General features: G+C 62.5%; 21 protein-coding genes. 13 read left to right on the plus strand and 8 right to left on the minus strand.

Annotated elements, in window-relative coordinates:
* Positions 1-202 precede the first annotated feature (202 nt).
* The gene (gene rhtA, locus NLX68_RS13505) at positions 203-1,090 is read left to right on the plus strand and encodes a threonine/homoserine exporter RhtA (RefSeq protein ID WP_010224281.1); all 888 of its coding nucleotides are present in this window, start codon (positions 203-205) and stop codon (positions 1,088-1,090) included.
* A 185-nt stretch (positions 1,091-1,275) separates the two neighbouring features.
* Positions 1,276-1,557: a hypothetical protein gene (locus NLX68_RS13510; protein ID WP_254284416.1), complete on the plus strand. Its 282-nt coding sequence runs from the start codon at positions 1,276-1,278 to the stop codon at positions 1,555-1,557.
* Positions 1,558-1,618: 61 nt separating this feature from the next.
* Here NLX68_RS13510 and NLX68_RS13515 read toward each other — a convergent pair whose 3' ends face one another.
* Positions 1,619-3,430, minus strand: coding sequence for an aminopeptidase P family protein (locus NLX68_RS13515; protein WP_254284417.1), 1,812 nt, complete (start codon positions 3,428-3,430; stop codon positions 1,619-1,621).
* A 56-nt stretch (positions 3,431-3,486) separates the two neighbouring features.
* Complete coding sequence (locus NLX68_RS13520; RefSeq protein WP_254284418.1) at positions 3,487-4,647, minus strand: aminotransferase class V-fold PLP-dependent enzyme; 1,161 nt, start codon at positions 4,645-4,647, stop codon at positions 3,487-3,489.
* Between the two features lie 346 nt (positions 4,648-4,993).
* Between NLX68_RS13520 and NLX68_RS13525 the strand changes: the two genes are divergently transcribed.
* Positions 4,994-6,103, plus strand: a complete 1,110-nt coding sequence (locus tag NLX68_RS13525) for a DUF3182 family protein (protein WP_254284419.1) — start codon at positions 4,994-4,996, stop codon at positions 6,101-6,103.
* Entirely contained in the window at positions 6,090-6,860 is a 771-nt protein-coding gene (locus tag NLX68_RS13530; RefSeq protein ID WP_010224286.1) for a S9 family peptidase, read from the plus strand. Before NLX68_RS13525 ends, NLX68_RS13530 begins: the two co-directional genes overlap by 14 nt.
* Here the strand turns inward: NLX68_RS13530 and NLX68_RS13535 are convergent.
* The gene (locus tag NLX68_RS13535) at positions 6,843-7,220 is read right to left on the minus strand and encodes an antibiotic biosynthesis monooxygenase (protein WP_254284420.1); all 378 of its coding nucleotides are present in this window, start codon (positions 7,218-7,220) and stop codon (positions 6,843-6,845) included. The two genes, NLX68_RS13530 and NLX68_RS13535, sit on opposite strands and share 18 nt — an antisense overlap.
* 88 nt (positions 7,221-7,308) lie before the next feature.
* On the opposite strand from NLX68_RS13535, the gene soxR reads away from it, so the two are divergent.
* Positions 7,309-7,773 carry a redox-sensitive transcriptional activator SoxR gene (gene soxR / locus NLX68_RS13540; RefSeq protein WP_254284421.1) on the plus strand — a complete coding sequence of 155 codons (465 nt, stop codon included), beginning with the start codon at positions 7,309-7,311 and terminating at the stop codon, positions 7,771-7,773.
* Here the strand turns inward: soxR and NLX68_RS13545 are convergent.
* Entirely contained in the window at positions 7,770-9,188 is a 1,419-nt protein-coding gene (locus NLX68_RS13545; protein ID WP_254284422.1) for an FAD/NAD(P)-binding protein, read from the minus strand. The genes soxR and NLX68_RS13545 overlap by 4 nt on opposite strands.
* Before the next feature lie 78 nt (positions 9,189-9,266).
* Positions 9,267-10,247 (minus strand): GlxA family transcriptional regulator, encoded by a 981-nt coding sequence (locus tag NLX68_RS13550; RefSeq protein WP_254284423.1) that lies wholly within the window; start codon positions 10,245-10,247, stop codon positions 9,267-9,269.
* Between the two features lie 106 nt (positions 10,248-10,353).
* Between NLX68_RS13550 and NLX68_RS13555 the strand changes: the two genes are divergently transcribed.
* Positions 10,354-10,911, plus strand: coding sequence for a cysteine hydrolase family protein (locus tag NLX68_RS13555; protein ID WP_254284424.1), 558 nt, complete (start codon positions 10,354-10,356; stop codon positions 10,909-10,911).
* 21 nt (positions 10,912-10,932) lie between these two features.
* Here the strand turns inward: NLX68_RS13555 and NLX68_RS13560 are convergent, their stop codons facing one another.
* The gene (locus NLX68_RS13560; RefSeq protein WP_010224293.1) at positions 10,933-11,496 is read right to left on the minus strand and encodes a helix-turn-helix domain-containing protein; all 564 of its coding nucleotides are present in this window, start codon (positions 11,494-11,496) and stop codon (positions 10,933-10,935) included.
* Between the two features lie 84 nt (positions 11,497-11,580).
* On the opposite strand from NLX68_RS13560, the gene NLX68_RS13565 reads away from it, so the two are divergent.
* The 7 genes from NLX68_RS13565 (at position 11,581) to NLX68_RS13595 (ending at position 18,738) form a co-directional block, all read left to right on the plus strand.
* Positions 11,581-12,525 carry a DMT family transporter gene (locus tag NLX68_RS13565; protein WP_036994452.1) on the plus strand — a complete coding sequence of 315 codons (945 nt, stop codon included), beginning with the start codon at positions 11,581-11,583 and terminating at the stop codon, positions 12,523-12,525.
* A gap of 149 nt (positions 12,526-12,674) precedes the next feature.
* Positions 12,675-15,590, plus strand: a complete 2,916-nt coding sequence (locus tag NLX68_RS13570) for a monovalent cation/H+ antiporter subunit A (protein WP_254284425.1) — start codon at positions 12,675-12,677, stop codon at positions 15,588-15,590.
* Positions 15,590-15,934, plus strand: coding sequence for a Na+/H+ antiporter subunit C (locus tag NLX68_RS13575; RefSeq protein ID WP_010224297.1), 345 nt, complete (start codon positions 15,590-15,592; stop codon positions 15,932-15,934). Before NLX68_RS13570 ends, NLX68_RS13575 begins: the two co-directional genes overlap by 1 nt.
* Positions 15,931-17,616: a monovalent cation/H+ antiporter subunit D gene (locus tag NLX68_RS13580; protein WP_254284426.1), complete on the plus strand. Its 1,686-nt coding sequence runs from the start codon at positions 15,931-15,933 to the stop codon at positions 17,614-17,616. The genes NLX68_RS13575 and NLX68_RS13580 overlap by 4 nt, the downstream gene beginning before the upstream one ends.
* Entirely contained in the window at positions 17,613-18,101 is a 489-nt protein-coding gene (locus NLX68_RS13585; RefSeq protein WP_254284427.1) for a Na+/H+ antiporter subunit E, read from the plus strand. The genes NLX68_RS13580 and NLX68_RS13585 overlap by 4 nt, the downstream gene beginning before the upstream one ends.
* A complete protein-coding gene (locus NLX68_RS13590; RefSeq protein WP_065759920.1) occupies positions 18,098-18,376 on the plus strand; it encodes a K+/H+ antiporter subunit F in 279 nt (92 codons plus the stop codon). Before NLX68_RS13585 ends, NLX68_RS13590 begins: the two co-directional genes overlap by 4 nt.
* Complete coding sequence (locus tag NLX68_RS13595) at positions 18,373-18,738, plus strand: Na+/H+ antiporter subunit G (RefSeq protein WP_254284428.1); 366 nt, start codon at positions 18,373-18,375, stop codon at positions 18,736-18,738. Before NLX68_RS13590 ends, NLX68_RS13595 begins: the two co-directional genes overlap by 4 nt.
* 14 nt (positions 18,739-18,752) lie before the next feature.
* Here NLX68_RS13595 and NLX68_RS13600 read toward each other — a convergent pair whose 3' ends face one another.
* Together NLX68_RS13600 and NLX68_RS13605 are read right to left on the minus strand one after the other, a co-directional pair.
* Positions 18,753-18,959: a hypothetical protein gene (locus NLX68_RS13600; protein WP_254284429.1), complete on the minus strand. Its 207-nt coding sequence runs from the start codon at positions 18,957-18,959 to the stop codon at positions 18,753-18,755.
* A complete protein-coding gene (locus tag NLX68_RS13605; RefSeq protein ID WP_254284430.1) occupies positions 18,956-19,426 on the minus strand; it encodes a hypothetical protein in 471 nt (156 codons plus the stop codon). The genes NLX68_RS13600 and NLX68_RS13605 overlap by 4 nt, the downstream gene beginning before the upstream one ends.
* Between the last annotated feature and the right edge of the window lie 130 nt (positions 19,427-19,556).

A 19,556-nucleotide genomic window follows, 5' to 3' on the forward strand; every position in this document is an offset into this window, starting at 1 on the left:
CTAACTCTTTGAAACTCAAGAAGTTTTCAGTTCCGACTGCGCCGGAAGTGGGGCGAATTATAGAGAGATTAAATCGGCCGTCAAGGCTTAATTCAGGAAACCCCGAATAAAAGAATAATGCGCAGTATATTGCTCATCTTTTAGCCTTTGCGCATCATAGGCCGCCCGTGCTTCTTCTTACTATAAGGAACGCCCTCCCGCGATGAACAGCCAACCCCGCAGCCTGGCCGCCACTCTCTTCCCTATTGGCTTGCTGCTGATTGCCATGGCCTCGATCCAGTCCGGCGCCTCGCTGGCCAAGAGCATGTTCCCAATCGTGGGCGCGCAAGGCACCACCACCCTGCGACTGATCTTCGCCAGCATCATCATGTTGCTACTGTTGCGCCCATGGCGCGCCAAGCTCAGCACCCGCACCCTGCGCACCGTGATCATCTATGGCATGGCCCTGGGCGGCATGAACTTCCTCTTCTATATGTCACTGCGCACCGTGCCACTGGGTATCGCCGTTGCCCTGGAGTTCACCGGGCCACTGGCCGTTGCTCTGTACGCCTCACGACGGGCCGTGGATTTTCTCTGGATCGGCCTGGCGGTCATTGGTTTGCTGTTGTTGATTCCGATTGGCCAGACCAGCGCTGGCATTGACCTGGTTGGCGCCAGCTATGCCCTGGGCGCCGGCGTGTGCTGGGCGCTGTACATTCTGTATGGGCAAAAGGCCGGGGCCGAGAACGGCATCCAGACCGCCGCCCTGGGAGTGATGATTGCCGCGCTGTTCGTCGCCCCCATCGGCATCGCTCACGCCGGTAGCGCGTTGCTTACCCCGGCGTTGCTGCCTATCGCGTTGGGCGTGGCGATACTTTCCACAGCCCTGCCCTACAGCCTGGAGATGGTTGCTCTCACGCGCATGCCTGCCCGCACCTTCGGTACCTTGATGAGTATCGAGCCTGCATTCGGTGCACTTTCAGGCCTGCTGTTCCTGGGTGAGGTACTGACCGTAGCGCAATGGCTGGCGATCGCTGCAATCATCACGGCCTCTGTCGGTGCCACCCTGTCGCTGCGCAAGGAAAGCCCGGCCCTGGTTGCCGCTGACTGATTTGAGAAATATTTGCATTTAAATAGACACTGGTCATTGTGCCGGACATCCACCATCTTTAAGCTGTAACGTAACGTCAACCTTAAAGATATCTAATTGACAAGACAGGGACGCGAAGAGGCATCAGGGACGAAGCACGGGAAATTAGACACGGGCGATAGACCCGGTACGCATTAAGGACAGGAATGAAACGAATTTTGCTCATCCTAGCCATTTTGACCATCGCGGGGTGTGCGGCGACAGCGAACACCGAAGTCAAACGAGGCAAGAAAGGCCTGCATATCAATTGCTCCGGCCTGTCTTCATCCTGGGATAAATGCTACGCCAAGGCCGACGCCTCTTGCGGCAGCAAAGGCTACAAGGTGATTGCCCGTTCAGGTGACGGCGACGCCGAACCTGGTGACTACCCGTTTGGCCTCAACCCGGCCGGCTACACCAGTCGCAGCATGATCGTCATCTGCAAGTAACCTGATCCAATAACAAGGGCAGCCCGCAGGCTGCCCTTTTTGTTGGTGCGTGACCCTGGACTCAGATCGCCCCGGTTCGAGCCTGCAGCCACTGCAAGGCCGCACCATCCAGCAAGGGTTCGAGGCGCTCACGAACCTGTGCGTGGTAATGATTGAGCCAGGCACGCTCCTCGGCGCTCAGCCGATCCGGCAGCAGACAGCGGGTATCAATGGGGCACAGGGTCAGGGTTTCAAACTCCAGAAAATCGCCGAACGCGCTTTTACCCACCTCACGGTTGAACACCAGGTTCTCGATACGTACGCCCCACTCGCCCGGGCGATAGGTACCCGGTTCGATCGAGGTGATCATCCCTGCTTGCATCGCCGTCTGTGGCGCCGCGGCCGCCTGATAGGCGATGACCTGCGGCCCTTCATGCACATTCATGAAATAGCCGACGCCATGCCCCGTGCCATGACCGTAATCGACCTGGTCAGCCCAGATCGGCGCCCGGGCAATGGCATCGAGCAGCGGCGACGGGATGCCCCGCGGAAAACGCGCCCGCGACAATGCAATGACGCCCTTGAGCACTCGGGTGCAATCCTGCTTCTGTTCAGTACTGGGCTCACCGATGGGGACCATGCGGGTAATGTCAGTAGTGCCACCAAGATACTGCCCGCCGGAATCGATCAGTAGCAGGCCATTGCCTTCGATACGCGCATGAGACGCTTCGGTTGCCCGGTAATGCGGCATGGCACCATTGGCATTGAAGGCGGCAATGGTCGAGAAGCTCAGCGAGACGAACCCGGGACGGCGCGCGCGCGCGGCGCTGAGCTGTTCATCCACCGTCAATTCGGTGAGCGGCTCTGCACGCGCTTGGGCCGCTTCAAACCAGGCGAAGAATTCGCACAGCGCCGCGCCGTCCTGCGCCATGACCTGGCGAATGTGCTCAAGGTCGACCTCGCTTTTCTGCGACTTCGACAACGTGGTCGGATTCAACCCTTCGATCAGGCGAACCCCAGAGGGGGTATTGGCCAACAAACCACTGGTAACCCGGGCCGGGTCGACCAACAAGCTTTCACCGGCAGGAATCGCGGCCAGCGCCTGAGTCACCTGCGCATAGTCGCGCAAGGTAATGCCATCGGCTTCCAGCACATGGCGCAAGTGCTCGTCGACCTTACTCAAGGCAACGAACAGGGTTGCCTGGTTCTGGCTGATCAAGGCGAAGGAGACGAACACTGGGTTATAGGAAACGTCACTGCCGCGCAGGTTGAACAACCAGGCAATGTCGTCCAGGGTGGCGATGAAGTGCCAATCGGCAGCGCGTTCGCGCAAGGTCAGGCGCAGGTTGGCCAACTTCTCGGCACGGCTGATGCTGGCCTCGGGCGGCAAATGCTGATACACCGGGTTGCCGGGCAATGCCGGCCGGTCATCCCAGACCTGTGCCAGCAGATCCTTCTCGGTCAGCAAGCGCACATTGCGAGCCTTGAGCCGCTCACCCAGCTGGCGCGCCGATGCCAGCGCCATCACTGCGCCATCCACCGCTACCGCACCACCTTCCGGAGCCTGATCGGCCAACCATTCCAGTGGACCAGGTTTACCCGGCTGCAGCTTCACCAGCTCGATAGTACTGCCCGCCAGCTCCTTCTCGGCCTGCTCCCAGTAACGGCTATCCGCCCACACACCGGCGAAATCAGCGGTAACGATCAGGGTACCGACCGAACCGTGGAAACCGGACAACCATTGCCTGGCCTGCCAGTACCCGGGCAGGTACTCGGAAAGATGCGGGTCAGCCGACGGCACCAGCAAGGCATCGACACCCTCGCGCTGCATCACTTCACGAATACGTGCCAGACGCGTATTCACCGCTCCCTGCGTTGAAGACTGTGTGTTCATGCTGACTCCTGCTACCACGATATCCATTGTTGTTGGCGCAGATAATGGATCAGCCTTCAGCCATGGGCAACCGCCCAGAAGGGTTGCGAGTGTAACGAGGCCTTTATTGCCCGAACCGCCTCATCAATATCCTGCGCCTGGGTATAGCGCCCCAGGCTCAAGCGAATGGTCTGACGCGCCGCTTGCGGGGCAAGCCCCAGCGCGAGAAGCACATGGGAAGCAGCATTGGCCGCCGAGTTGCAGGCGGAAGTCGAGGAGAATGCCAGGGTTCGGGCCAATTGCGCGAAGTCGGGACACTCAGCGCTGAAGGTCAGGCTCAGGGTGTGGGCGATTCGCTGCCTGACACTGCCATTGAGCTGAACCCCCGGCACCGTCAATAGCTGTTCCAGCAAGCGTTGCTGCAGTTGGCGGATGCGTGCGGTTTCCTCAACCAAAAGCGCCCCGGCCACGGCAAAGGCCTCGCCCATGCCAACGATCTGATGGGTTGCCAGGGTGCCGGAGCGCAAGCCGCCCTCATGCCCGCCGCCATGGATCTGCGCCTGTAACAAGGGCCTGGCACGCTCACCGACGTACAGGGCGCCAATGCCTTTGGGGCCATAGACCTTGTGTGCAGAAAAAGACATCAGGTCCACCTGCCAGCACGCCAGGTCGATCGGTAACTTGCCCGCCCCCTGGGCAGCATCAACATGCAGCAGCGCACCATGCTGGCGAACCACCTCAGCTAACGCGGGGATATCGTTGACGGTCCCCAGTTCGTTGTTCACCAACATCAACGACACCAGGAAGGTGTCTTCGCGCAACGCGTTGCGCAGTGCTTGCGGGCTGATCAGGCCCTGGTCATCGGGCGTCAGCAAGGTCAGGGCGAACCCGTCCTGTTCCAGCTGACGCACGGTGTCGAGCACCGCCTTGTGTTCGATCTGACTGGTAATGATATGGCCACCCCGGCGCCCCTGGGCAAGGCCCTTGAGCGCCAGGTTGTTCGATTCGGTGGCTCCCGACGTCCAGATGATCTGCTCGGCTTGCGCGCCGACAAGCCCGGCAACCTGTGCCCGGGCACGCTCCACGGCCGCACGGGCGCTCTGCCCATAGCAGTGAGAGCTGGACGCCGGGTTGCCGAAAGTGCCGGAAACGCCCAGGCACTCGACCATTGCCTGGATGACTCGCTCGTCGACCGGTGTCGTGGCGGCGTAGTCGAAATACAGCGGAAGATTATTCATGACGGCAGGCTCTCGGGTTGTTGTCGCCGTGCAAAGCAGGCGCTTCCTAAATCCGTGTAGGTAAAGTGCGATCCCATACTGCACCAGCCTTGATTAGAACAATAAATTATTAATATTTATATTTATATAACCGATATCGGATCCACTAATCACCGCTGCTGAACTTCTGCCGCTAAAGGACTTCACAATCAGTAGAGCCCCGCACAGGAGAAATCGCCATGCCACTGGGAAGCAAAGCCAACTACACCGACAAACAGTCTGGCGGCGGTGAGCGCGCCGGTGGCTCGCGCGCCAAAACCAGCGATGCCCTGCAGCACGCCTCCTGAATACCGCAGAGGACCTGCCCATGCTCCGCTCGACCGACCGCAAGCAAGGCGTAGTGCTGCTGGATACGCGTCAAACCACACCCGCGCACGAGCACAGCGTGCACCTGAAGCTCGCCGAACGGCTCGCGCAGCTATTCCACACCGAGGTGGTAACACCCGCACAGCCGCCCACGGCCAAGGAGAACTTCTACTACCTGCCCACCGAAACCTTGATTGGCCTCGCGCGCTATCGGGCGATGGGCATCAGTGCACCTACGGATCTGTATGGAGGCCTGGTCAGCCAGCCCTACATGGCCACCAAGGCGATCTCCCATCCGCTGCCCGCCGATGCACGCTTTCCGCTGGGCTGGACCGATGATTTTGCACGTCTTGCCAGCGACGCGCTGTTGCGGGGCTATAGCGTATTCAGCCTGGACGATGCGATTCGGGCCGCCGAGCTGCTCTTGCGTGAAGGGCCCCTGCGCCTGAAACCGGTGCGCGCGACCGCGGGGCGCGGGCAAACGGTAGTCAACAATATGAAAGAGCTGGAGCGAGCGCTGGCCAGCATGGATGCGCAAGAGATCGCCCTTTGGGGGCTGACCCTGGAAGAAAACCTGAGCGAGGTGCAAACCTTCAGTGTCGGTCAGGCGCTGGTCGCCGGCATCCTTTGCAGTTACTACGGTACCCAGCAGTTGACCCGCGACCACCAGGGTGCAGACATCTACGGTGGTTCCGATCTGGTACTGGTGCGCGGAGACTACGACGCCCTGCTGCAACTGGCGCTGGAGGATCACCTGCGCCTGGCCATCACCCAGGCCAGGACCTATGAACAAGCGGCACTGCAGGCCTTCCCCGGTTTTATCGCTTCACGGCGCAACTATGACGTCGCGCGCGGCCTGAACAGCCAGGGCAAGCTGCGTAGCGGCGTACTCGAACAATCCTGGCGCATCGGCGGTGCCAGCAGTGCCGAGGTTCTGGCGCTACAGGCCTTTGCCGCCGACCCGGCATTGACACGGGTACGCGCCTCTACCCACGAAGCCTTTGACGCGCCTGAACTGCCCGCCGATGCCACCGTTTTTTATCAGGGGGACGACAGTGAAATCGGAAGCGTCTGCAAATACACCCGGATCCGCGACTATGACCATCCATAGCGAACCGATCGAAATCCCGGTTGATGGTGAAAGTATTGCCGGGACCATCGTCAGCCCCGGCGCCAAGGTTCCCGGGATCCTTTTTGTGCACGGCTGGGGCGGCAGTCAGCAACGCGACCTGGCCAGGGCCAAGCAGATCACCGGGCTGGGCTGCGTGTGCATGACCTTTGACTTGCGTGGCCACGAGAAAACCGAAAGCCAGCGCCTGAGCGTTACCCGCGAGCAGAACCTGGCCGACCTGGTCGCCGCCTATGATCGGCTCGTTAGTCACCCGGCGGTCGATACCAGCGCCATCGCCCTGATCGGCAGCAGCTACGGGGGTTACCTGGCGACCCTGCTGACGGCATTGCGGCCGGTCAAATGGCTGGCGTTAAGGGTACCGGCGCTGTACTGGGACACTGAGTGGGACGTGCCCAAGCAAGCGCTCAACCGTCAACGCCTTAGCGACTACCGTCAACGTGCCCTGGGCCCGGCTGACAACCGTGCACTGGGAGTCTGCGCCGAATTTGCCGGTGACGTGCTGCTGGTAGAATCGGAACAAGACGACTTTGTGCCACACAGCACCCTGATGAGCTACCGCTCAGCGTTCGTCAGTGCCCATTCGCTGACCCACAGGATTGTCGACGGCGCCGATCACGCGCTCTCCAGCGACCGCAGCCAAAAGGCCTACAGCTCGATACTCAGCGCCTGGATCAGTGAGATGGTCATTGGCGCCCGCCTCGATCGCTACCCACACCATTCACCCTGGTATTCCTGACGCCATCGGCAGTTGGCAGTGCAGCCCGTGTTCGGGGCCGCGGGCCAGGCTGCTGAGGGTATGGAAGGTATTGAAGTTGACACTCCTGGCCTGGTGCTGACGTATCAACTGCAAAAAAGGCTCCTGTTCGAAACTGCTGACGGCGGCTTCCCAAGCGGTTCGCGACTGCCATTGCAAGTATTGCAAGACCCTGCTGCCATCATCGCTGGCCTGGATGCTGGCCGTTATCAGGCCGCTGTGTTGCTCGGCCAGGCGCTCGCTGCGCACCACCAGCGCCTGAGCCAGGGCGCCTTGGCGAGACGGCGCGACTTCGAACTCGATCATCTGGGTAAAACACAGGCTGTTGTCTGAAACCAGCATGGACATGCTCCCTCTGCCGTTGCACTTGCGGTGTGATGGCAGGCAGGGTAAAACCTCCAGTTAACTAGAGGTCAAGAGAAATTCCGCGATGCCCGATTCAGCCCCGAGCGCCCTCAGTGTCGGCCAATTGTCCGCGCGCAGTGGCGTTGCCGTGACGGCCCTGCACTTCTATGAAAGCAAGGGCTTGATTCACAGCACCCGTAGCGCCGGCAACCAACGGCGCTATCCACGCGAGACCCTACGCCGCGTAGCGGTCATCAAGATGGCCCAGCGCCTGGGCATTCCCCTGGCAACCATTCATACGGCACTACAAACGTTACCGGTGGGACGCGCACCCAGCGTGAAGGATTGGCAGCGGCTGTCGGAGCAATGGCGCCAGGACCTGACCCGGCGCATCGACACGCTGCTGGTACTGCGGGACCAGCTCGACGGCTGTATTGGTTGCGGCTGCATGTCACTGCAAAGCTGCCCGTTGCGTAACTGTGACGATCAACTTGGCGAACAGGGCCCGGGCCCACAATTGCTCGAGCCTGGCCCCGAACGTAGCGACTAGTCGCCAGCCCCTGCCAAACGCAGCGCCAGCGCCTTGGCTTGCAAGGCGACATCGGTGACCGCCGTGCTCTCCCACCATAGGCCGCGCAAGGGCGGCCCCATGGCAAACAGGCGACGGCTCACCTGCCCTTCGGCATCGAGCACCGCCCCTCCCTCGTCGGCGGCGATCCCAAGGGCCAGAGGCCCTGGCTGGACCAGGCGGCGCTGCAGCAGGTTCTGCGGCAACGAGCGGGCAACCCGGCGCCAGTCGTATTCGATACCGGTGGAGTTGATCAACGCGGCAGCCGTTAGCCGTTCGACCTGCGCTTGCCCGCGAAAGCGCAGCGTTACCACGGGCTGCCCGTCGACGCCGGTTTCGACCCCCTGCAGTGATGCCGCATGGATACGCAACCGCCCTTCTTCGACCAGGCGCGCCAGCAATGCCGCGCCCTGAGGCGGCGAACGATGATGATGGCTTTCCCACCAGGGTCGGACGTGGCGTACGAACTGGCGCTTGTGACGCTCGCTGGCCTGGCTCCAGAGCCTGGCGATATGCACACGCACGGTATCGAGCGGTGCCTGCCAGTCGATCCCCTGTTGTTGGGCAGTTCGGCATTGCCCGCGCAAGGCTCGTAACAATTGCAAGGGACTGCGCAGCGTCGGGTCAGTTGCCAGAAAATCTTCCCAGGCCGGCGGTTGCCGGCGTTCATGGGGCAAAAGGCCGTGGCGGGAGAACACCTCGATCAGCCCGCGATGCCCGGCCGCCTGCAGCGACACTACGGCATCGACCATGGTCAAACCGGAACCGATGATGATCACCCGGCCATCGGCGTCAATCGACTGCATGGCCTGTATGTCCCAGGGATCGACCGCTGCGGTGTTCAATGCATTGTCGCTGAGCCGCGTGGTACGCGCCGCCGCAAACATGCCGGTGGCCAGCACAGCCCTGGTTGCGCGCAAGATGCGCCCGTCGGCCAGACTGACGCTGACGCCCTGCTCGTCCGCTGTCAGGTCAAGCGCTTCGGCCTGCACATGCTCAAGTTTCGAGCCCTGTTGTGAACCGATTGCCTCGGCTTCGGCCAGGCGCTGGCGCGCATAGACGCCAAACAGCCCGCGCGGCGGAAATAGCTCAGCCACGGGTACCTGCTGCTCGGCTGACTCTGGCCAACCGCCCGCGGCAACAAAGTGGCCTAGCCACGCGGTCAGGTCATCGGCGTTGTCCGGATCGACACTCATGCGCGCGGCATTGCCATTGAGCGTGTGGCCCAGGTGTGTGGCGCTGTAGGCTTCACCACGGCCCAACTCGCGGCGCGGCTCGACGATCAATACGCGGCGTCGCCCCGGTTGACGCAACAACTGGGCAGCCAGCATGGCGCCACTCAAGCCACCGCCGATGATCAGGACATCGCTTGCCAGGTTTTCTCGTTGCGCGCTCATCGGCTTCTCCGTCTTGTTTGCGCGCAATAATAAGCAGCAAAACACCCATAGCGCAGCCGGCCCCGTACCAAAGTAGGATCAGCCTCCAGGCGCACAGAGGCGTCGCCGGTAATCACTGGGAGCACACCCGGTGACTTTGAAGAACACTTTGCGAAAGGCGCCCGGATCCTGATAACCGACGCCCCAGGCGATCTGGTCGATAGATCGGTTGGTGAACTCGAGCATTCGGCAAGCCCGCCCCACCCGCACCTGCTGGCAGTACTCGGTTGGCTTGAGGCCGGTAGCACTGCGAAAGCGACGCAGGAAGGTGCGTGGCTCAAGGCCGGCACAATCGGCCATGGTTGCCAGCGACACGTCGCGCGCGCCGCTGCCCTGCAACCAGTGCTGGACCTTGAGCACCGCCTCGTCGCCGTGATCCAGCCGTGGGCTGAAAACACTGCCGGGGCGCTGCTCGCCGCTGACCCGCTGCACCGCAAGAAAACGCGCGGTTTCCGCAGCCAGGGTCTCACCCAGGTAACGCTCGACCAGCTTGAGGCCCAGGTCGGTCCAGGCCATCAAGCCGGCCGAGGTAATAATGTCGCCGTCATCAAGCAGCGGCAGGTTGGCTTCTACCTGAACCCGGGGAAAACGCTCGGCCAGTGATTGGGCAAAATTCCAGTGAGTGGTCGCCGGGCGCCCATCGAGCAAGCCGCTGGCGGCGATGAAGAACACCCCGACGCAGACCGACACCAGCAACGCACCATCGCCATGCCATTGACGCAGGTTGCCACGATAGCGCGCGAGCAATTCCGGCGACGGGGCCTGGGTCAGGCTCGGTGGAATGACCATCGCGCGAAGTTGATGAGCAATGCCCGGATGGGTGTCGAATGAAACCTGCAACTGTTGATCAGCGCCCTCGCTCCAATGGCTTACGCGCAGCACCGGCCGGTCCAGCGCTCCCAGTTCATGGCACAGGCGATTGGCCACGGCAAACAGGTCGGTCAGGCCATGGACCGCAGCCAGCTGCGCACCGGGATACATCAGTACGCCAATTTCCAGAGTGTCCCGCGCTGTCGCCATTGTCAGTTTTTCCCGCCATTTTGTCGTTCGCGCCAATCCGCAAGCGCATCGCTCAAGCCTATAACTATCACCACACCACAACCACTCCCGACACGAGGCTTTTACAATGAGCAAACAGGCACTGATCGTCATCGACATCCAGAACGATTACTTCCCCGGCGGCAAATGGACCCTGGATGGCGCCGATGCTGCGGCCGACAATGCCGCCAGCATCCTTGAAGCCGCCCGTGCCCGCGGCGATCTGGTCGTGCACGTGCGCCACGAGTTCGAGTCCAGCGATGCACCGTTCTTCACCCCGGGCTCCGAAGGCGCGCAGATTCACCCCAAGGCGGCCAACCGCACCGGTGAGCCGGTGGTACTCAAGCACAAGGTCAATGCATTTTTGGGTACCGAACTCAAGCACCTGCTCGATGACGGGCAAATCAGCAACGTCGCGGTGATCGGCAGCATGAGCCACATGTGCATCGATGCCGTCAGCCGCGCGGCGGCCGATTACGGCTATGGCGTCACGGTGGTTCACGATGCCTGCGCTACCCGCGCCCTGGAGTTCAACGGTGTCACGGTTCCGGCGGCCCATGTACATGCCGCTTACATGGCATCGCTGGCCTTCGCTTACGCCCAGGTGATCTCCACCGAGGACTATCTGAGCGGCGCCAACCACTAACTGCGCCGACCCGCTGCGTGCTCAGATCACCACATTGCGCACAAAGCGGGTCGCCACTTCGCCGTCATTTCTATAGGCATAGCGGCGGTTGCTGGCAAAAGTGAAGAACTCGCCGGCATTGAGCAGGTGTTGTTGCCCCTCGACCTGCAGGGTCAGGCAACCTTCGAACACGAACAACTGCTCGCTCCAGCCATCGGCATCGGGCTCGCAGGGGTAGACCTCGCCAGGCTCCAGGCGCCACTCCCAGAGTTCAACTTCACGGCTGGCAGCGGAACTGGCCAGCAGCACGGCCTTGCTGCCCGGATGCACGCCGGTCCAGGCCAGTTCGTTGATCCGGCTCGGGTCGCGGTTGTCTGGCGCTTTGATCAAGTCGCTGAAGGCGACTTGCAGGGCTTGGGCGATCAGATCCAGCGTGGTCAGGCTGACATTTTTCTCGCCGGCTTCGATAGCCACCAGCATGCGGCGGCTGACGCCGGACTTTTGCGCCAGGGTGCTCTGGCTCATTTCGCCAGCATGACGCAGGCGACGAATGTTCTGGCTGACGTGCTGAAGCACCGAAGCGCGTTGACTGGAATCTTTGTGCACTATATTGCTCATCAATAGGGGTTGCGCAGTATACTGCCCACTTTCGCCGCAATTGTGCGTCGACCCTTTCCCGTGTGCAAGGCCATGACTCCAACGAACGCTGCTGAACGCCCTTCCGTTTCCTTCCGGCTGAGCAAGGCCGAACTGGTGCTGGTGTTTATCACCATGCTCTGGGGCGGCACCTTCTTGCTGGTACACAACGTGATGACGGTCAGCGGACCGATGTTTTTCGTCGGCCTGCGCTTTGCCGCCGCAGCCTTGTTCGTCGGCCTGGTCTCAGCCCGTACGTTGCCCGGCCTGACCGCCACCGAACTCAAGGCCGGGGTGTTGATCGGCGTGTCGATCATGCTCGGCTACGGCCTGCAGACCGTGGGCCTGCAAACCATCAGCAGCAGCCAGTCGGCGTTCATTACCGCCCTGTACGTGCCCTTCGTGCCCTTGCTGCAATGGCTGGTGCTGGGCCGCCGCCCCGGCCTGATGCCGAGCCTGGGCATTGGCCTGGCATTTGCCGGCCTGATGCTGCTGGCGGGCCCCGGCGGCGGTTCGCTGCAGTTCAGCCCCGGCGAAATCGCCACCCTGGTCAGTGCCGTGGCCATCGCCGCGGAAATCATCCTGATCAGCCGTTATGCCGGCCAGGTCGATGTCCGCCGGGTAACCGTGGTGCAGCTGGCCACCGCATCGGCGCTGTCGTTCATGCTGGTGGTACCGACCCAGGAACGCCTGCCGGACTTCTCCTGGCTGTTGCTGCTCAGCGCCGTGGGCCTGGGCGCGATGAGCGCGGTGATCCAAGTGGCGATGAACTGGGCACAGCAATCGGTTTCGCCGACCCGCGCCACCCTGATCTACGCCGGTGAGCCGGTATGGGCCGGCATCGTCGGGCGCATCGCCGGCGAACGCCTGCCGGGCGTGGCCTTGCTCGGTGGTTTGCTGATTGTCGTCGCCGTGGTGGTCAGCGAACTGAAGTTTCGTCGCCGTGGCGAAGAGCAGTCCCTGGCGGTTGACGCCGAAGAACCTGAAGCGGGTCTCTGATTGGCAAATGCAGGCTATCCTTTGAAAAAAACTGTTATAAAAAAAAGGATTGATACAGCGCTCTTGTAGGATTCTGCGACAGCTTGCGGGTTGGTGATCGACCGGTCGCCACGTATGATCCCTTACAAACTCCTGCAGATTAGAAATCTATGTCCTTGATAGTGCTACTGCTTCTGCCGTTTATCGGCAGCTGCCTGGCGGCTGTCTTGCCGCACAACGCACGCAACAGCGAATCGCTGCTGGCCGGACTGGTCGCCCTGGTGGGCACTGTCCAGGTCGCTTTGATGTACCCGCAGATCGCCCATGGCGGTGTGATCCGAGAAGAATTCCTGTGGCTGCCGAGCCTGGGCCTGAACCTGGTCCTGCGCATGGACGGCTTCGCCTGGCTGTTCTCTTTACTGGTGCTGGGCATCGGTACCCTGGTGTCGCTGTACGCACGCTACTACATGTCCCCGCAAGACCCGGTGCCACGCTTCTTTGCCTTCTTCCTGGCGTTCATGGGCGCCATGCTCGGCCTGGTGATCTCCGGCAACCTGATCCAGATCGTGTTCTTCTGGGAGCTGACCAGCCTGTTCTCGTTCCTGCTGATCGGCTACTGGCACCATCGCGCCGACGCCCGGCGCGGTGCCTACATGGCCCTGATGGTTACCGGTGCGGGCGGGCTATGCCTGCTGGCGGGGGTATTGCTGCTCGGCCATGTGGTCGGCAGCTACGACCTGGACAAGGTCCTCGCTGCCGGCGAGCAGATTCGCCACCATGCCCTGTATCCCGTCCTGTTACCCCTGATCCTGCTTGGCGCGTTGAGCAAGAGCGCGCAGTTTCCTTTCCACTTCTGGCTGCCCCATGCCATGGCGGCGCCCACGCCGGTCTCGGCCTACCTGCACTCGGCGACCATGGTCAAGGCCGGGGTATTTCTGCTGGCGCGGCTGTGGCCAGCGCTCTCCGGTACCGAAGAGTGGTTCTGGATCGTCAGCGGCGCCGGTGCCGCCACCCTGGTACTCGGCGCCTTCACGGCGATGTTCCAGAACGACCTCAAGGGCCTGCTGGCCTATTCAACCATCAGCCACCTGGGCCTGATCACCCTGCTGCTGGGCTTGAACAGCCCATTGGCGGCGGTTGCAGCGGTCTTTCATATCCTCAACCACGCCACCTTCAAGGCATCGCTGTTCATGGCCGCGGGGATCATCGACCACGAAAGCGGTACCCGTGACATTCGCCGCCTCAGCGGCCTGTTCCGGCTGATCCCCTTCACCGCGACCCTGGCCATGGTGGCCAGCGCCTCGATGGCCGGGGTGCCGCTGTTGAACGGCTTCCTGTCCAAGGAGATGTTCTTCGCCGAAACCGTGTTCATCAGCGCCACGGCCTGGGTCGAAGCGGCCCTGCCGGTAATCGCCACCCTCGCCGGCACCTTCAGCGTCGCCTATGCCTTGCGCTTTACCGTCGATGTCTTCTTCGGCCCGCCGGCCACGGACCTGCCGCACACGCCCCACGAGCCGCCGCGCTGGATGCGCGCGCCGGTCGAGTTGCTGGTGATGACCTGTTTGCTGGTGGGGATCTTCCCGGCCCAGTCGGTCGGCCCGCTGCTGGCCGCCGCAGCGCTGCCAGTGGTTGGCGGTACCCTGCCCGAATACAGCCTGGCCATCTGGCACGGCTGGAATGCCCCGCTGATCATGAGCCTGATCGCCATGAGCGGTGGCATCGTGCTCTACCTGCTGCTGCGCAATCAGCTCAAACTCGGGCGCTTCCCGTCACCACCGCTGATCGAGCGATTCAATGGCAAGCGCCTGTTCGAACACGGCCAGGTGCTGATCATGCGAGCCGCCCGCCGCTTCGAACGGGTGTTCACCACCCGGCGCCTGCAGAAGCAGCTGTTCATGCTGGTGCTGATCGCCCTGCTGGCCGGCCTGCTGCCGATGTTGCACAGCGGCCTGAGCTGGGGTGACCGGCCGAAGATTCCCGGCTCCGGGGTGTTCGTCATGCTCTGGCTGATCGCCATCGCCTGTGCCCTGGGCGCCGCCTGGCAGGCCAAGTATCATCGTCTGGCGGCCCTGACCATGGTCAGTGTCTGCGGTCTGATGACCTGCATTACCTTCGTCTGGTTCTCGGCACCGGACCTGGCCCTGACCCAACTGGTGGTCGAAGTGGTTACCACGGTGCTGATCTTGCTCGGCCTGCGCTGGCTGCCTCGGCGAATCGAAGGCGTCTCGCCGCTGCCGGGGACCCAGGAACGTGCACGGCTGCGCCGTCTGCGCGACCTGCTGCTGGCAATTGGCGTGGGAGGCGGCATGGCATTGCTGTCCTACGCCATGCTGACCCGCCCGACCCCCAACGACATCTCCTCGTTCTACCTGAGCCGGGCCATGCCCGAGGGCGGCGGCAGCAACGTGGTCAACGTCATGCTGGTGGACTTCCGCGGTTTCGATACCCTGGGCGAGATCACCGTGCTGGTGGCCGTGGCCCTGGCGGTGTTCGCCCTGCTGCGACGCTTCCGCCCGCCCAAGGAGAGCATGCAGTTGCCGGCCCAGCAGCGCCTGCTGGCACCGGACGTGGTCACCGACCTGGTCAACCCGCGCCACGCGGCCGACACCGCGCTGGGCTTCATGATGGTGCCGGCGGCGCTGGTGCGCCTGCTGCTGCCGATCGCCCTGGTGGTATCGATGTACCTGTTCATGCGCGGCCACAACCAGCCAGGTGGCGGCTTCGTTGCCGGCCTGGTGATGTCGGTGGCGTTCATTCTTCAGTACATGGTGGCCGGGACCCAGTGGGTCGAGGCGCAGATGAGTTTGCGGCCGCTGCGCTGGATGGGCACTGGCCTGCTGTGCGCCACCCTGACCGGCGTCGGGGCGATGTTGCTGGGCTACCCGTTCCTGACCACTCACACCGCGCACCTGCACTTGCCATTGCTGGGTGACACTCACCTGGCCAGTGCGCTGTTCTTCGATATCGGCGTGTTCACCGTGGTGGTCGGTTCGACCCTGCTGATCCTCACCGCGCTGGCTCACCAGTCGGTGCGCGGTCATCGCCCGGGCAGCCAACAGAAACCCACTCAAGCAGGAGCCGCCTGATGGAAGAAGTCATTGCAATCGCCATCGGTGTGCTCGCCGCTTCCGGGGTCTGGCTGATCCTGCGGCCACGGACCTTCCAGGTGGTGATGGGCCTGTGCCTGCTGTCGTACGGGGTCAACCTGTTCATCTTCAGCATGGGCAGCCTGTTCATCGGCAAGGAGCCGATCATCAAGGACGGCGTGCCCCAGGACCTGCTCAACTACACCGACCCGCTGCCCCAGGCCCTGGTGCTCACCGCGATCGTCATCAGCTTCGCCATGACCGCGCTGTTCCTGGTGGTGCTGCTGGCCTCCCGCGGCCTGACCGGGACCGACCACGTCGATGGCCGGGAGCCTAACGAATGAGTGCGATGAACCAACTGATCGTCGCGCCCATCCTGCTGCCGCTGCTGACCGCGGCGCTGATGTTGCTGCTCGGGGAAAAACGCCGGCCGCTCAAGGCGCGTATCAACCTGATCTCCAGCCTGCTCGGCTTAGGCATCGCCATCACCCTGCTGCTGTGGGTGCAGGGCCAGGGGCAAGCCAGCTCGATTGGCGTGTACCTGCCCGGCAACTGGCCGGCGCCATTCGGCATCGTGCTGGTGGTCGACCGCCTTTCGGCCCTGATGCTGGTGCTGACCGGCATCGTCGGGGTCAGCGCCCTGGTATTCGCCATGGCCCGCTGGGATCGCGCCGGCGCCAGCTTCCACGCCTTGTTCCAGATTCAACTGATGGGCCTGTACGGGGCTTTCCTCACTGCCGACCTGTTCAACCTGTTCGTGTTTTTCGAGGTCCTGCTGGCGGCGTCCTACGGTCTGATCCTGCACGGTTCGGGTCGTGCCCGGGTCAAGGCCGGGCTGCATTACATCGCCATCAACCTCCTGGCTTCATCGCTGTTCCTGATTGGCGCGGCGATGCTCTACGGTGTCACCGGTACCCTGAACATGGCCGACCTGGCACTGAAGATCCCGCTGGTGCCGGAGGCCGATCGCGGCCTGCTGCACGCCGGCGCGGCGATCCTGGCCACGGCGTTCCTGGCCAAGGCCGGGATCTGGCCGCTGAACTTCTGGCTGGTGCCGGCTTACTCGTCAGCCAGTGCGCCAGTGGCCGCGTTGTTCGCGATCATGACCAAGGTCGGCTTCTACACCGTACTGCGTCTATGGACGCTGCTGTTCTCCGGCCAGGCCGGTGCTTCGGCGTTCTTTGGCGGCGACTGGCTGATCTACGGCGGCCTGGCCACCCTGGGTTGCGCGGCGGTGTCGATACTCGCGGCACAGCGCCTGGAGCGCATGGCCAGCCTGAGCATCCTGGTTTCGGCCGGCACCCTGCTGGCGGCCATCGGCTTCGGCCAGGCAACCCTGACGGCAGCAGCGTTGTTCTACCTGGTCAGCTCGACCCTGGCACTGTGTGCGCTATTCCTGCTGGCCGAACTGATCGAGCGTTCGCGCTCGGCCAACGAAATCCCCCTGGACGATGAAGGTGACGGCCTGCCCTCCTGCGTAGAATCACTGCACCCGCCCAAAGGCATCAACCTCGATGACGAACAGAAGGCAGTGATCGGCCAGGTGATCCCCTGGACCATGGCGTTCCTGGGCCTGAGCTTCATTGCCTGCGCCCTGTTGATCATCGGCATGCCGCCGCTGTCGGGCTTTATCGGCAAACTCAGCCTGATCAGTGCGCTATTCAATCCCCAAGGCCTGGGTGTATCGCCAGAGCAACCACTGAGTGTCGCCGGCTGGATGCTGGTGGCGTTGCTGGTGCTCTCTGGCATGGCCTCGCTGATCGCCCTGACCCGCGTCGGCATCCAGCGCTTCTGGACCCCCCAGGAGCGCCCGTCGCCGCTGCTGCGCCGCTATGAGTGCATACCCATCGTGGTGCTCCTGGGCCTGTGCGTGCTGCTCAGCCTGCGCGCCGAACCATTGCTGCGCTACACCCAGGACACGGCGGCCGGCCTGCAGGACCCTGAGCAATACGTCAGCGCCGTACTCGGCACCCGACCAGTACCCGGGCCCACCACCCTGGCGGCCAGTAGCGAGGTGCAGCCATGAAGCGTGTGTTCCCTGCCCCGTTGCTGTCACTGTCGCTGTGGCTGCTGTGGCTGGTCCTGAACCTGTCGATCAGCCCCGGCAATCTGCTGCTGGGTGCCTTGCTGGGCGTCGTCGCGCCGCTGCTGATGGCGCCGCTGCGGCCACTGCCGGTACGCATACGTCATCCAGGCACCATCGTGCGCCTGATCCTGCGGGTTGGCGTCGATGTGCTGGTATCCAACCTGCAGGTCGCCCGCGGCGTCTGGTCAGCCAAGCGCCGGCCACCACGCTCGCGGTTCGTGCATATTCCCCTGGACCTGCGCGACGCCCACGGCCTGGCGGCGTTATCGATGATCACCACGGTGATCCCCGGGACCATCTGGTCGGAGCTGGCCCTGGACCGCAGCATCCTCTTGTTGCACGTGTTCGATCTGGACGACGAGACCCGCTTCATCGAGCACTTCAAACACACCTATGAACGCCCGCTGATGGAGATTTTCGAATGACTGGCCTGCTTGCCAATGCCATTCTCGCCAGCCTGTTCATCTTCGCCATGGCCATGGCCCTGACCCTGGTGCGGCTGTTTCGCGGTCCCTCGGCCCAGGACCGGGTACTGGCGCTGGATTACCTGTACATCCTGGCCATGCTGATGATGCTGGTGCTGGGCATCCGCTACGCCAGCGACACCTATTTCGAGGGCGCGCTGCTGATCGCGCTGTTCGGCTTTGTCGGCTCCTTCGCCCTGGCCAAGTTCCTCCTGCGTGGCGAGGTGATTGAATGATCAATGCCAATGAACTGCCGTTTTGGGTAGAGGTGCTGGTCGCCGTGTTGTTGTTGCTGAGCAGCCTGTTCGCCCTGAGCGGTGCCGTCGGCCTGATTCGCCTGAAAGACTTCTTTCAGCGCATGCACCCACCGGCGCTGGCATCGACCCTGGGCGCCTGGTGCGTGGCCCTGGCCTCGATCCTGTACTTCTCGATGCTCAAGGAGTCGCCGGTGCTGCATGCCTGGCTGATCCCGATCCTGCTGTCGATCACTGTACCGGTCACCACGCTGCTGCTGGCCCGCGCCGCATTGTTTCGCAAACGCATGTCCGGCGATGACGTACCTGAAGAAGTCAGCAGTGGCCGCGATCGTGGCAACTAGGGTCTACCCCAGGATCAACCGCTGAGTTGCTGCAGCTCGCGGCGGACCATAGCGGCATACTCGGGCGGGCTCAGTTTGTAGAGCTCAGTGGCCACCCAATCGAACCAGGCAGCCTGCATCTGTGGGCGCTGCGATAGCCATTGTTCGGCCAGGGCCCGTGCTTGCGCCTGGTGCCGGACATGGAAGTCGGCACGACTGGGGCGTTCGACAGGCTCGCTCACTCGCTGGCCTTGAAGGTGGTCAACTCACCTTTCTGCCATTTGGCAACCTTGCGGGTCACGGCTTTGAGGATCTTGCTCAGGCCCTCCTGCAACTGCTCATGGGCGGCGAATACCAAGACTACGCCCTGCCCTTCTTTGAAGACGATGCCTTCGCCTTCCGGTACCGAGACAAAGGCGTAATCACCCAGGCCGTACACCGTCAGCTTGATCTCGCGAAATCGAATTTCCAGCTTGCCACCTTCACGGCTGGGCAATACGGCGGCGCGAAAATGATCACCGACCTTGAGCTCCAAGCGCTGTTTGTCATCCACCACCAAGGCGGTTTCAGTATCGATCTCGGACATGTACAGGCCTTCCGCATTCTGTTCGGTGACATAAACAAAACGCGATTGAAACTGTTTGACCAGTTTCGCCCTGAGGTCGCCCAGAACAAACAGGGCATGTGTATCCAGATTGCTGACTGCCAAAGAAGAATTCCTCAAAACCGATTACACGCCACTCCCCCACCGGGCCACGAGGCGCCCGCAAGGCAGCGGTACTTCAATTCGAAGTCTGAAAGACTAGTAGATTAGTGCGTGAAAAGTCTGTGCAGAGAGG

Origin of the sequence: Pseudomonas sp. SBB6 (genome assembly GCF_024213215.1) — a bacterium.
In the GTDB taxonomy this organism is placed as follows: Bacteria; Pseudomonadota; Gammaproteobacteria; order Pseudomonadales; family Pseudomonadaceae; genus Aquipseudomonas; species Aquipseudomonas donghuensis.